This is a genomic window from Paenibacillus sp. RS8, assembly GCF_041956825.1.
Lineage (GTDB): Bacteria > Bacillota > Bacilli > Paenibacillales > Paenibacillaceae > Paenibacillus_AQ.
Window position 1 is genome coordinate 5980026 of sequence record NZ_CP168131.1, and the last position, 14588, is coordinate 5994613.

At 42.3% G+C, this 14588-nt stretch carries 9 protein-coding genes; 2 read left to right on the plus strand and 7 right to left on the minus strand.

Annotation, left to right across the window (positions count from 1 at the left end; translation table 11 throughout):
• Nucleotides 1–257: 257 nt before the first annotated feature.
• The 6 genes from ACDZ28_RS28180 to ACDZ28_RS28205 form a co-directional block, all read right to left on the minus strand.
• Complete coding sequence (locus ACDZ28_RS28180) at nucleotides 258–4739, minus strand: hypothetical protein (protein WP_375103366.1); 4482 nt, start codon at nucleotides 4737–4739, stop codon at nucleotides 258–260.
• Entirely contained in the window at nucleotides 4726–5484 is a 759-nt protein-coding gene (locus ACDZ28_RS28185) for a DUF6063 family protein (RefSeq protein WP_042129190.1), read from the minus strand. Before ACDZ28_RS28185 ends, ACDZ28_RS28180 begins: the two co-directional genes overlap by 14 nt.
• 12 nt (nucleotides 5485–5496) lie before the next feature.
• Nucleotides 5497–7002: a hypothetical protein gene (locus ACDZ28_RS28190; protein WP_375103367.1), complete on the minus strand. Its 1506-nt coding sequence runs from the start codon at nucleotides 7000–7002 to the stop codon at nucleotides 5497–5499.
• A gap of 201 nt (nucleotides 7003–7203) precedes the next feature.
• Nucleotides 7204–8010 carry a carbohydrate ABC transporter permease gene (locus ACDZ28_RS28195; RefSeq protein ID WP_076121148.1) on the minus strand — a complete coding sequence of 269 codons (807 nt, stop codon included), beginning with the start codon at nucleotides 8008–8010 and terminating at the stop codon, nucleotides 7204–7206.
• On the minus strand, nucleotides 8007–8882 hold the full coding sequence (locus tag ACDZ28_RS28200; RefSeq protein WP_076121149.1) for a carbohydrate ABC transporter permease: 876 nt from the start codon (nucleotides 8880–8882) through the stop codon (nucleotides 8007–8009). The genes ACDZ28_RS28195 and ACDZ28_RS28200 overlap by 4 nt, the downstream gene beginning before the upstream one ends.
• 28 nt (nucleotides 8883–8910) lie before the next feature.
• Nucleotides 8911–10203 carry an ABC transporter substrate-binding protein gene (locus tag ACDZ28_RS28205; RefSeq protein ID WP_076121150.1) on the minus strand — a complete coding sequence of 431 codons (1293 nt, stop codon included), beginning with the start codon at nucleotides 10201–10203 and terminating at the stop codon, nucleotides 8911–8913.
• Between the two features lie 277 nt (nucleotides 10204–10480).
• Between ACDZ28_RS28205 and ACDZ28_RS28210 the strand changes: the two genes are divergently transcribed.
• Together ACDZ28_RS28210 and ACDZ28_RS28215 are read left to right on the plus strand one after the other, a co-directional pair.
• Nucleotides 10481–12034: a response regulator gene (locus tag ACDZ28_RS28210; protein WP_375103368.1), complete on the plus strand. Its 1554-nt coding sequence runs from the start codon at nucleotides 10481–10483 to the stop codon at nucleotides 12032–12034.
• Nucleotides 12035–12130: 96 nt separating this feature from the next.
• Nucleotides 12131–13804 (plus strand): sensor histidine kinase, encoded by a 1674-nt coding sequence (locus ACDZ28_RS28215; protein ID WP_375103369.1) that lies wholly within the window; start codon nucleotides 12131–12133, stop codon nucleotides 13802–13804.
• 117 nt (nucleotides 13805–13921) lie between these two features.
• On the opposite strand, the gene ACDZ28_RS28220 is transcribed toward ACDZ28_RS28215, so the two are convergent.
• Nucleotides 13922–14521 (minus strand): GNAT family N-acetyltransferase, encoded by a 600-nt coding sequence (locus ACDZ28_RS28220; RefSeq protein ID WP_375103370.1) that lies wholly within the window; start codon nucleotides 14519–14521, stop codon nucleotides 13922–13924.
• Nucleotides 14522–14588: the final 67 nt, after the last annotated feature.

Here is a 14588-nt window from a genome sequence, read left to right on the forward strand (position 1 = left end):
TTATGTGAGATTTATCGTGCTTCAAGCGACAATTAGGGAAAATACCCCTAATTATCAGGGTAATTCCTTCGTAAGGCGGGTATTCACGAATTTATTAGGGAGGATTTCCCTAAAAAGTCACACATTGAGCTGGTAATTGGCTAATTTTAGGGACAATTTCCCTAATTCATCTTAAACGCGAAAAAAGGGCGTACCGGAGTAGCTTAATGCCACTTCGGTACGCCCCTTTCATTATGGACGCTGGTAAACGCTGCTGATCAAAAAAGCGAAACAGGAATGAGCTTTCTTCCTCCCTTGACTAGAGTGGATTCTAGCATGTCCCCTTTCACACCTCCGAAATAGAGCTGCCAGTATACACCAAAGCGAACGCTGACGTCATTCTTCACTAGCTCCGGCGGCGTAACAATCAGCCACTGAAATTTGAGAGCCTTAGAAATTTCAAACACGGGATCAAGTACGTTATTAGAGACCATTTCTCCAAAAGGATTGTCATATAAAAAGACCGTCCATCCTTTGTTCTCACGATTCACTCGTTTATGCGTCATGATCATCATGGCTACCAGCAGCTGTACAGATTGACGCTGTCCACCACTGCCGACAGCCTCATCCAACGCACCGCGATTGATAATCTCCCAGTCGGAATAATGATAGTCTTCCGGAGCGGCATAGAGGAAGTAATTCTCCGTTACCGGTTTATATACCTGAAGAATCGGGAAGCGATTCTGAAGTGCCGCATAGACGATTCGTCCATCATTAATAACCTCTTTGATTACCACCGCTGGCACTTGTTCAATCTTTGGATATTTTGCAAGCAGTTCCTGGATACATCGATTGAAATAGTCGCTCACCATCGGCTCTACTTCATCGCTTGCTCTCGGTACATTGATATTCTTATAATTCAGTCGTACCAGCGGGAAGGCATAATTATTCTCATTATGAATAATCATCCGTCGTTCCATTCGCTTCATAATATCAATGATTTGTACTACACGATAAGAAGCCCGAGCTACCCACATCTTACGGGAATGATCCATATCTTCCTTATCGTTTTGAATGCTCTCAATCTGATCACGCGAACTACGTAACATCGAATCTAGGACTTGCTGAGCAATAGCGAAGTTATCCCAATGTACCGTATTTAAACGATCCAGAATCTTGGTCTCCAGTTCAGAATTCCGTTCATTCTTGGCAAGTTTTCCGGTTAATGAGTTTTTCTCTTCCTTCACTTTCCTGGAGACCTCATCCCGTCTAACCCGGCTATCCTTAATCCGAAGAAGCCAGTCAGCAACGAGAGACTCGCAGCTTTCTCTTACACTCAGCATTAATTCTTCTGGCACAGTCCGTAAATTAACCCGCTCCTCAATATGTGCATTCATGATTTTGATTTGATTGGATAACGTCTGAATGAATGCATCCATTCGTTCCAAAGATCGCTTACACTGATTAAGCATGTGCTCATTCTCTTGGAAACGCTCTTGAATGTCAGTCTCTTTTTGCTCGAGTGGCTCATTCCAAATCTCCACGGCACGCTCGTGTTTCTCTTTGATTCCTTTTTCTACCTTGCGCAGTTCCTTCTGCAAATTGTCCAACTCGGTCTGGCAACGGATGAAAGAGTCGTGAACCATCTGATAGTCTTCTTCTAACGAAGAGGTTTCCGACTTTTGACGGTTTCTTGCAGCCATAATGGATTCGGTAGATTCAGCAGGTTCTGCCACCTTCCGCCAATCCACATCAACTTGATTCAGGCTGACTTCAAGCTCCGTTAGATTCTCGCTGGCCGCTTTGATCTGGGCGGCTCTTGTTCGAATTTCAAGCTCATTCTCCGTCAACGATTGCTGCAGACTTTCAACGGTACTGAGCTGCTGCAACAGAAGATTCTGTTCTACTGGATCAATTGGTGTGGTTTCGATATCATCTGAAAGCTGGTGATATGCCGGAAATACAATCTCAGGAAACCAATGCTGCAGTCTAGGAAATAGAGCATACTTGGCATCTCCCATCCACTTCTCGCGCTCTCCGCCAAGGCTTACCATTTGCGCTTCAAGATGCTCGAGCTGCTGGTCTTTATTCGCCATTTCCTTGCTAACCAGACCCTTACGATCTGTATAATTTTTCTTCTCTTTTTGAGCCTGCTCATGCTTCTTCGTACGTTCAATCCAGGCTTGTAACGCTATAGCCCTCTGCTCATGCTCTGCACTAAGTGACTTATACTCGGAGATTTCCCGACCGATCCGAGTAAGCGTGCCCTCGTTCTCATCCATCTCGTTGCTCAGACTGATAATGCGCTGCTGAAGTTCACTCTGCAGTTTCAAAAGGGCATTGCGTTTAACTGTAATCGTCACGGTGTTCTCTGTTTGGTATAACCGCTCGTATTCCTGACGCACAGATTTCAACTTCGATAAATAAGCCTCTGCGTCCTGAAGCACCTGTTCTTGTTCCTTAAGCTTCGCCTGGATCCCGCTCTTAAAGTTTAAGAAACGATCTGGCTCCAGTACCATCTGTGGTCCTTGGTTAGCTAAAAGCTTAAAAGAAACTTGATCTAGAACTGCCATTTCTTCACGAATAAAGATAGGCACCGCTGATTTTAGCAGTGTGTCCTTCAGCAAATCTGGTTTAATTTTATCAGCTTCACGCCGGGTTACAATCAGACTATAAGGTAAAAGCGGATGACGCTCTAGCTCTTCCTCACGTTCAAGATATGGACGATCGTTTAAATAGGAACTGCCCGGTGTGGATTGAATTTTAAGCGAATCGAGTGTATCCTCAACCGCCAAAATATCTGAATTCGGCAGCCAGTAGGATTGATTTTGAAGTTCCACATCCATGAGCTGATTGTAGTAATCCCGTCTTGAACGTTTAGTCTGCTGCTCCACCTCATCTATTTTGCGGATAAATCGTAGTTGAATCGTATCCTTCTCTTCAAAAAGACCGGTAGCTCCCAAACGATTATGTTCATCAAACATTTCCAGCAGTACAACGATTTGTGACCATAACTGTGATTCTTTATAGGTCTGAGAATCGAGCTGTACCCCAAGCCCATCAATCTCTCGTTCATAAGAGCGATGTTTCTCACTGAGCTCGGCATGATTCTTATGCAGCACCAGCTTTCGGTTCTCAGCCTCTTTATGCTGTTCCTCTAACGCTTCCATATCGAGAAGTATCGTTTTGGCAGCAGAAATCGTACGTTGCAGCGCCGCCACCGGAGTATGGGCAGCTTCTTGACCATGCTGGGCTGCGAATGTGCCAAGCTCTTCTGTATATTGCCGGATAGATATCGTCAATTCATTAATCTGAATACCCAGACCTGCTAACTCCAGCAGAAAGCTCTCCCGCTCCTTGCGCAGACCTTTTTCTTCACTCGTCAGAGCCCGCTCCGCGGTTCCAAACCCACTGATCGTTTGTTGCCAGAGGTTAATCACCACATCCCACTGTTTCCGAAGCTTTTCTTTAGCCGCCAGAATGACCTCTTGACGTTCTTTCATCTCTAAGGAACCTTCGATGGCTTGAATTTCTTTCTGCCACTGCTCTATTTGTCGTGTGTGGAGCATACGTTTGGCCAAGAAATGAGCCACTTCTAGCTTTTTCTCCTGAGCCTTGGAATTGTCTAGCCGCCCACGTGCACGTCCCTGATCATCACTGAACTTTTTGAACTCTTCCTGTTTTAGCTCCAGTTCTTCCTTGCTGCGCAAATACTTGAGATTGTCTGTCTCAAATCGCAATTGCTTCGCTTCCTGATAACGCCCAGCCAGTTCATTAGCAACCTTACTTCGCTCTTCTTCTGCATTTTTCTGCTCTTCATAGATAACCGTATAGATCTGACGTCCACGCAGTTCAGTTTCTTGAACGGCGCTCTCTGCTTCAACTCCTAGCTTCACCAGCTCATATAATGGCGCAGCCATTCCAAGAAACTCTGTGTAGACTTGTTCCCGTTGTTCAAGCATCGGTAGGCGTTGAGCTACTGTCGCCGTATCAATAAACATCCGCTGCAGCGTATTGTCTTCTTCTTTTGGTCCCTCATTCAGACTGGAGCCGATCTCAGGGATAATTAGCTTTTCGAATAAGTTATGGTTGGTAAAGGCATCATTCTTTTTAAAATAACCTTTAATACCGCCCTCTTCCCCATTGATTCGCCGCATATTACGCCACTCGGCGATATGAATATCCCGAGTAGCCAGGAAATCATAATATCTTTTTAAATCCGAGCTATGGCTACCGAAAGGTACAATTTCTCCCCGCCGATCTCTTATAAATTGCTGTATCGTTTCAAAACTCGTAGGTTCAGCAGACTCTTCATCAAAGAGCGGCAATGTAGAAAGGGTAAGTTCAGACGCTTCACCGTAATCTGTAAGTGCATACAGTAAGTAATCTACTTTTATGTCCTGCTGATCCAGCGAATTATGTGCTGTCATAGCAATACCAGTCGTCATGTACTCATTACGCTCACTGTTGTCGAGATGCCATTCGATAGCTACGTGAAAGGTATAAGGTTTAAGTTGTTTTTTATGGTTATGAAAAAATGCTTCAACCTGGTTCTCACTGTCTTTTCCCCATGGGGTTTTGGGCATTAATAACTGAAATATGGATTGCAGCAGTACGCCCTTCCCGCCGCCATTCATAAGCGTTATAAGGGTATTGGCCGGCCCCTCTTCGTTGCAGAGGTCCAGAATCATATCATCATATTTCTTGAGCATTTTCTCGTATTTAAGTCCTGTAATCCGTATGCGTTCAATCCGCGGCATTAGTAGCACCGTCTTTCTCAGCTAAAGTTCGTCCAATGAGTTTCTTTAATTCCTGATACCGGTCAACATCATGATATAAATACCGCATTCTCTCATAGAGCTCTTCCCGCGGGAATATGCGCTTCTCTGACTCTGAGATGAACACGAGCTTCTCCTCTTCCAGGAGCTTCATGCCTTCATGAATCAGCCCAATTCGTGAACCTGCGCCTCTTGTCAGAAGATCGCTCTCTTCCTGACTCTTAGTTTGCATATAGAGGTTAGTCCACACCTTCGACATCGCTTGGATATCCAACCGCCACTGCTGGCTAAACTGACCTTCATCATCCATCTGTATCCAAGCTTGAAAAAGTGAAGACACCTGATCGGATATCTGTATATAGGACATGCTGTCCTGTCCGGACTTAAAATGAGTCTCATCCTGGTCCATCTCGGCCAGAAAAACAAGGATGATAATATTAATGATATGTAAATGAGTTTTGCGCTCAATTCGTGAATATTTATTCTTCAACTGGGTAAAGTTGGTGGCGAACACTGACCCGAGTGGATTGACGAGCAGATGGAGACGTTGTCCGGAATTCATCACTCGGCAGCCTGCCTCCTTGGCAACATATTGAAGCGCATCATATGTTCCAGCGTCCTGCAGGCATTCTGCCGCCGCAGGATCATCGAGAGGAATTACTTTTTTACGAAGTAATTCAAAAAATAGCCGTGAAGCTTGCTGTACCTGTTCTAATGTATAACTCATGCTTGTAACCTCTCACCTCTCCACGATCTTAATAATATATGGACTCATGTCCAGACCAGACCAGCTTACCCTTGGGTATGGTTCTGGAACAATGCTCGTCCGCAGCAGCTTGCCGCGCAAGCTCTCCAGTTGAGGATCATCCTCTAGTACATACCGGATTAGCAACTGGCATTCATCGGATCCGTTGCTGTTCTCTGGAGCTTGTTCTTGTACTGTAATTTCAGAATGAAAAAACTGCACCCATAGATCTATAGCATCCGGTGTGCGTGCCCAACGTGTTAATTCCTCCGAGGTAAAAGCTTCCTCAGTAAACGTAAAGCTTCCACACTCGGCTAGAGCATTGAACACAGGCTTCCACAGTTCAACGACATCCGTCCAAGGAATACCCTTAGGAATATATTGAACGGTCTCCGCATCTATCTCATCATCAAGTTCATCCATCACAAATTCGGGAATAAAACCAACCTCTTGCTCCTCCCAAGCCCAGGGAAGCGGATAAACAAAATCCTGATTCGGAGCAAACAAACCGCCAAGAAGCAGTTCAAGGCTGTCGCCGCTAGGCAGCCCCTCTTCTTTAACCCATTCCTCCCAGATATGAGTACGGAAGTTAAATCCGGCTGCTCCCCAGAATAATTCAGGGAAGTTCAATCTTAAATTAGTCTCCACCTCAAAAATGTTCAAGACTATCTCGGCCAGTTCATCGTGTACTCGCCTAGAGAGCTCCACTCGTTCTGAAAGAATTCGAATCTCGTTAAAGTCGATCACATCTTTCTCGTCATTGGCAAGCCGGGCCAGAGAACGATGAATATTATCAAAATGCTTGCGTTCTTCCTCGAACTGCTGATGAATTTCTTCGAGTCGCTGATGCCGAGCCACTCCAAATTCACTGAAAATATGCTTCGGGTTACGGCGCAATGCATTCCTGTATTCCTGCTGCTCATGGGTCATCCTCCGGACCCGGGAGATAAGCTCATTCACATCCTGAAGTGCCCTTGTTACACGTCCATGCTTAATATGCATTTGAATCTCAAGCAGCTTGATACTGATCTGGAACTCTTCAATAATCTCATGACTCATAAAAATAAGCTCCATTGCGTATTCGGAGAGTCGATAGATTGTTCTGCCGTTCTCTTCCCAGCTACTGCGGGTCGCATCCTCGTCCACCATAAAATACTTATATTTCTGCACAGCCATTTGCCGAGCGGCATCATCATAATAGTAGGATTCGAAATCTCCGCCATTTCCACTCCAGAGCAGGCCGTCCACTAAACGTTCTACGGATTCGGTAGTCCCGAGATTCGCAATATTAAAGCGTTCCAGTGCAGTCCAAGCCAGCGCTATAATATCTTCCTTGGATCTTCTCTCATTGGACTCTAGCTCCAAATAATAGACCTGCAACAAGATGCTTAAAGACACCATTTCTTTGTAAGGTTGGATTTCGCCAAGGTTCATCCCAGCCCCCAGATTCCATAGGGGATTTAATCGTTTGTTTCGTTCGCCAAAATCCGACCAATTCATCTTTCTGCCAACCTCGCCATCAGTTCTAGTTTGCTACTAAACAAAAATAAAACCCGTATACATCCGTATAGGGTTCTGAAGTACGCGAATATATGTTTCTATTATATCAATTCATCGAAGGTTGTGCTATTTAATGTTAAACAAAATCTTATAAGGACGGAGACAATTAAATGCCCCCGTTCCTACTATATCATTTTGTTGCTACTTCACAGATCCGAGCATCCCCTGTACAAATTGTTTCTGCAGCAAGAAGAAGATTAATACTGTCGGCAATGTAGTGATAACTATGGAAACCATAATCATGCCATAATCTGGATTATAAGACGAGGCTAACGATGACACGATCAAAGGCAGTGTTTTCTTATCCTGACTTTGGAGTGCAATCAACGGCCACAGGAAGTTATTCCAATTACTCATGAATGTAATAATCGCTGCTGCCGCATAGGTTGGTTTCATGGTTGGCATATACACTTTTGTGAATAATCTCAATTCACCCAGCCCATCCACACGACCTGCTTGCAGCAATTCTCGCGGGAAGGATTTGGTATTCTGCATAAAAAAGAAAATCATAAACGCGGTTGTAATGGTAGGCAGAATAACTGCTACAGGCGTGTTTAAAATTCCAAATTTACTGAACATCCGGAACAGTGGAATCATGATCGCTGCAAACGGCATCATCATGGAGAGCATTAGAATACCAAACAGGCGATCTTTACCTTTCGTCCGATAAATCTCAAATCCATACCCTGCGATCGAGCTAAGCAGCAATGTTAGGAGGGTACCCACGACCGCGATCAGAGCAGAATTCCAGAACGCCTGGCCAAGGTTGGTCGAGCCGAATAAATGATTTACATTATCGGAAAGGCTTGAGCCAAACGAGAATTTTCCTTTTACTATATCCGAAGAAGTATTCGTCATCCCAATAAGCATCCATACAAAAGGAAATAGAGAAATGACAGACGCTATGATTAAAAAGAAATGAATGATTGATTTATTTAACTTGCTCAATCTTTTTCGCCTCCCACCTTAAGTTGAAGAAATGCCAACACAGCTACCATGATTACAATGGCATAGGAGACTGTAGCCGCATAACCAAAGTTAGGAGTATATACGAACGATAGGTTATAGATATAATTCGATATCGTCATTGTCGAGTTACCCGGCCCACCATTGGTAATATTAACGACCTCATCAAATAATTGCAGCGTACCATTCGTTGAGATAATTGCTGTAAACAAAATAATTGGTTTCAACATTGGTGTAGTGATACTGAAGAACTGCCGAGTCTTAGAAGCTCCATCAATAGAAGCCGCCTCATACACACTAGGATCAATATTTTGCATAGCAGATAAATAGAAAATCATGTTGTAACCCGTCCAACGCCATGTGATTGCTAGAATAATAACAATACGTGCCCAAAGGGGATCAGTGAGCCATCCAACAGGCTCACTCACTAAATGAATGGACATAAGCATACGGTTGAGAATACCGTCTACAGAGAATATGCTTTTGAACAAGACTGCATAAGACACCAATGAGGTTACACACGGGAGAAAAATCGCCGTACGATAAAACCCCTTAAAGCGCAAACCAGGCATATTAAGAAAATAAGCAATGATTAAGCCCAAGAACAACATAATCGGCACCTGAATAACCAGGTATAATAAAGTATTCGAGACCGCTTGTCTAAACATAGGGTCAGAGAATAGACGCACATAGTTTTTGAGCCCTACAAAACTGTACACAGTCCCTTTCCCTGATTGAAATGATAACAGTAATGATTGAATCATGGGATAGAAGCTAAACAGCATTATGATCAGTGAAGGCCATAATACGAACTGCCATCCCGCGATAGTAGATTTATTCCACTTTTTCTCCATATCCTATCCCCACCTGCTAACTTTATATTTATTGCACCTGTTGTTCGAACAATTTTTGGATGTTAGCTAAGCTTTGCGTCAAATCCGCGCCATTCAGAATGTTTGGCAATTCATTTTTAAGTGCATCTTTTGCTTCCTGTGTATACATTCCCAGAGAAATCCCCGGAACTTCTGTAGACCATTTCGTGAAATCGCTGTAGATAGCTTGACCACCAAAGAACTCTGAGGTTTGACCATAAGCCTCACTGGAGAATGCCGGAATAAAGGAACCCACACCGCCATTTTCCGTCAAGAATCGCTCGTAGAATTCACTGCTGGAGCCCACTGTTTTGGACAGGAAGTCAATCGCAAGATCTTTATTAGCTGAGCCATCAAGCACGAACCAGCTGGAACCGCCTTCATTCGATGCATTAACACCACCATCAATTCCCAATCTTGGCGTTGGCGCTACTTTCCATTTACCACTTTGATCTTTAGCGTCCATGATAGATGATACCTGCCACACTCCCGATACTACTGTAGCTACATCACCAGCATTAAAGCTGCCTACAAATTCACTCCAGCCTGTAACAGGCTTAGCAATCCCGGAATCAGAAATCGCTTTGTATACACGAAGGGTCTCTGTCATTACAGGGTTATTGACAAAGTTTCCTTTATTGTCAGGTGTAATGTACCACGATCCACCCGATTGCAGAAGAATGGAGGTTAAGGCTTCATCATTTGGATTAATGGTCGCCATGTATTTGCCCGTCTTTTCTTTTACAATTTTACCGATTTCAATATAACGATCCCAAGTGATATTCTGTAAGTCTGCATCCGTAAAACCTGCTTCCTCCAGATAATCCGAGCGGTAGAACATACCTGTTGAACCAATATCAAAAGGAACACCATACATTTTACCGTCTACCTTAAGTGCATCGACCTTGTATGGAGAGAATTGAGTGTAATCAATCTTGTCACCAAAATCTGCGAAGGTATTTGGATATGAGTTTACATATTTTTGAATATTAGGATCATTTACCAGAATAATATCTGGAAGACCGTCTTTAACATCTGCTGCCAGATTAGTATTCAGCTTTTGTTCCAAGTCCGTTTTGGCCATTTCAACAACCTCTAGCTCAAAATCAGGATTTTCTTTTTTGTAAAGATCTTCAGCGATCTTTAAAGCTGCACCATTAAAGGAAGGGTCCCAGGCCCAAGCGATCACTTTTTTCTTAGTAGTACCGCTTTCATTTTTCTCCGCTGAATTTGATGACCCGCAAGCAGCGAGTACTGTTGCTGTCAATGATACTAAGAGCAATACTGATAACCATTTTTTCAATTTCTGCAACCCCTTTTGACTTTGAATGTAAGCGGTTCATTCTTTAACGCTTGAACCTAATTTTAGAGAATTCAAAATGATAAGTATAATAATCATTCGTTCTTTCTTAGTATTAATTATTGTTTATTTAATAAATGTTATTTTTTTCCTAGTAAAAATTATGGTCGATAGCACTTTTTATTTGTATATAGCTTTTCAAACCAGATCCCTACCGTAATATGAAAGATTGTTATATGATGAGAAAAATACAACAAGAGAAATAACGGGGTGTCCTACTATGAACAATAACGTTTCAACCTATCGGGTGATGATCGTAGACGATGAAGCCATCCTTCGAACGGGGATTATGCATTTATGTAACTGGAGCAATTATGGAATTGAAATCGTTTCCCAGGTCTCAAATGGCCAAGAAGCGCTCGACCATATCGAATCCACTCGTCCACATGTCGTCATCACCGATATTGTGATGCCAGTTATGGATGGAATAGAATTCTCAAAAATTATGAAAGTGAAATATCCGGAAATTAAAATTATCGTATTAAGCAGCTACAGTGAATACGATTATGTTCGGGAAGTCTTTAAATACGGCGTTACTGATTATTTACTCAAACCGAAAGTCTCTTCTGCTGAGCTTATAACTTTAATCCAGACATTGTGTGGTTCAGTGAACTTACATACATCCGGTAATATTCGTCCTAATCTGGACATTTCGTTGATCCTTGCCCAATGCTTTGAACATGATGCGTTACCAAATGAAGAATCTAAAGACTTGCTCACAAAATATTTCCGAGGAAATTGCTTTATGCTGGCAAAAGCCAGCAACAGCTTACTTCTGTCCAGAACAGAGTGGAGTCAAAACCAAATGGAGGAGCTCCTTCTTTCATTGGCGAAGCAACATTTATCTAACAACTTAACCTATTCTTTTATATTCCTTAAGACTGAATTTCTAATTCTCTTAAACTATGAAGAGACTGCAGCTCAAAATATAACGACATCCATTCAATCATTAGCTGAGGCCGTGAAAGAAAAGCTTCTGTATATCTCATTTATTCTTTCCAATCCATTTTCCGGTTTAGAACAGATTAAGGAAGCCCATTTGCGATTAACACCATACCTTGGCAAACTGATCTATTTCCCAACACAAGTAGTAGTTCCGGAAAATGCAATTCTCATTCCTAGCGAAAAGGTATCTTTCGACCTGAACCAGTTTACTTCATTGTTACGGATTTTGGCTATAGATGACGCCAGAGAACAATTGAAAGCGTTTTTCCTGAAAATCTTATCTACACAGGACTATGACGAATATAGCTTGAAACGTTTATGTCAAAATCTCATCTATACGGCAATGAGTACACTTGAGCATATTAAGCAGCCCATTTCTGAGTTTGGTTCGTCCAGGCTAAAGTTATTTAAAACCATTGATTTAGCCTATAGCATCAATGAATTAGAGAGTATTTTGATACAATTCCTAGATGCACTGAAATCCAGTATGAAACAATCAGATCAACAATCGATGATTCTGCACCAGATTTATGAATACGTCAATAAACATTATGCTAATGAAATCTCATTATCAGAAATGGCAAATACCTTGCATCTTAACTATAGTTACCTCTCCTCTTATTTCAAACAGCGAACGCAAGAGAATTTAACTACTTATATCAGCAGGGTGCGAATAGATAAAGCAAAAGAACTGCTGCTGGACCCTAATTTAACCGTATCAGAAATCAGCCGTTTAACCGGATTCTCAGAACATAATTATTTCTCGAAGGTATTCAAAAAAATGACTGGAAAGACTCCTGTGGAGTTCCGTACTCAAATCTCCCAGTAAAGACAGGTGAACGGCTTGCTTCGTAAGAATAGTATCTTTATCAAAATTCTAACCCTTATGTTAATGGGGATTCTTGTAATCTCCTTCATCCTTACCATGGCCTCCTCGAAAATTTCAGAGCGGATTCTACTAAATCAAGTCGTGCAGAATTCATCCGCCAATATGAATTTGGTAAAGAATGATTTACTGCGATACAATGACCAGGTTGTGAATACGATGCTGCAGATAAACAGTAGTGTTGAATTTAAAAATTATATTACCAAGCCGGCTCTGACCTCACTTGAGCATACCAATCTGGTCATGAGTCTTGGAAGATATATTGATATCTACAAAGATTACCTCAGTCCCGACAACTCCCATATCATTGTTTCGGCAATGCCAGGAAAAGGAGGGCGCCATTATTCAAGCAATAACTTGAAATGGGATAAAATACCGGATGAAATCGTATCGGATTATATGACGATTAATGGAGTTATCCCCAATCGAATTCAATATCATAGCAGTTCAGATCTTTTCAAAGAAACTGTACCCTATAAAAACTATATTTTTGCTACGAAACCTTTGGTAGATAGTGCTTCCGGTTCAATGTACGGATATACAGCCGTTGTTATGGACGAGCTTAACATCTATCTTAAATACAGCCCCTACATTTCGGAAGGCATTCATATCTCGCTTATCTCAGCAGAGGGTACGATTCTCTCCAGCAGCAATAAGGATTCCATAAGCACGTATAATTCCATTCTTCTATTGAATGCCATGAACGCTGTGGAGCAAGGAGGTATCGTCACAAATTCAGAAAATAAACAAACCTATATTTCGTATTTCCTTCCGGAGTTTAATGCCTACATTATGGAGGAGGTTGATCAATTAACTGCATTTGCGCCGCTATATACAATCTCAAACGAAATCATCAAAGTAGTTAGCATTGTACTGGTGATTAGCATGTTGTTTGTCTATTGGCTTAGTAAACGAATCATTCAGCCCCTGAATCAGTTAGTCAATACGATGAAAACGTCCAAAGGGGACAGTCTGAAATTGCATCCCTTGCAGGAAGATGGCAGCTACGAGACTAATGTATTAACCAAAGCCTACAATCATCTGATTAGAGAAATTGACCGGTATACCGAAAGAGTTGTCTACGAACAGCAGGAACGCCGGAAGGCAGATCTCAATGCTCTGCAAATGCAAATCAACCCTCACTTCCTGTATAATACGCTGAGTTCGATCAAATATTTAGCCAACATGCATCGGACCCAACAGGTGGATCAAACGATCGATAGTCTCATCTCCATGCTTCAGAATACCTTAGGATCTACTGAGGATATGATTACTGTAAAACAGGAGATAGAGACTTTAAAGCATTATGTATTTATCAATCAGATCAGATACGGTGATCAAATCGGTGTCCACTTTGAGATTTCTGAAGACAGTACGGAGCTGTTAATCCCCAAGCTGATCATCCAGCCTTTTGTGGAAAACGCGTTTTTCCATGCTTTCCCTGGATACGTCAGCGGCAATATTCAAATCTTCATCTCCCAGCGGGATGAGCATTTAATCATCGAAATTATGGACGATGGTATAGGGATGCCGAACGCTCTTGAGCAGGTGAATGTAAGCAAAAAACATCATTTATCAGGGATTGGCATCCAGAATGTTCATGATCGAATTCAGCTGCTCTTTGGATCACCTTATGGTATCCACATTGAAAGCGAGCCAGGTTATGGCACAGCCATAAAAATAATCATCCCTGCTGCGAAATATAGTTCATGATCAAAAAAAGTCAGCTAAATTATAGGGAGGTTTTCCCTCTTCCCCTTGTAGAGTACGCAAAAAAAGGGCTGCCCCAAAAGCCATGAAATGGCTGAATGGGACGCCCCGTTTTAATAACTACTCAGTAACGCTTGGAGCACATGCCATACAATACTGCTCTAGTGTACTGTTGGGTAAGGGGATAACCTTAACCGTGCGGAATTGATAGTGCTCATAAATGGGTAAATTGCTTGGTGTCTGTGTCTCTAACGTACATAATGCGTTCTTCTCACGGCATTCGGCGAGCAGCGGCTTCATGATCTTTGATACATAGCCTTGTCCACGGTAACGTTCTTGCACTGCAAGCATATCTAAATGCAAATACTTCTGATCCCCAAACATGGATAACCATAAGGAACTCATACTGCGCAATATGGATAACCCTCGAAAAAATCCTCGCACACCAATCATTCGGCAAATCGGTAAACACTTAATAATCGCAAGCCCAATTTGTTTCGTATAGTTAAGGTTCGCAATCAACGTCCCCGTTTGACGCTCCGAATGAAACACTAAGGCGACAGCTTCATAATTAGTTGACGTCGTTAATAAATCCGAATATGGATACAGCATTTCAATATAACGATGAAAAAAAATATTTAATACGCGGAGCCTGGTTGTTTCATCTGGCAAAATATGCTGATACAATGGATCATCCTTTGCGAAGGCTTCTGCCAGCACACTGGCGGCTTTCGGAATGTCCTGCCGATGAATTTTGAGTAATGTACTACAAATAATTCCACCTCAT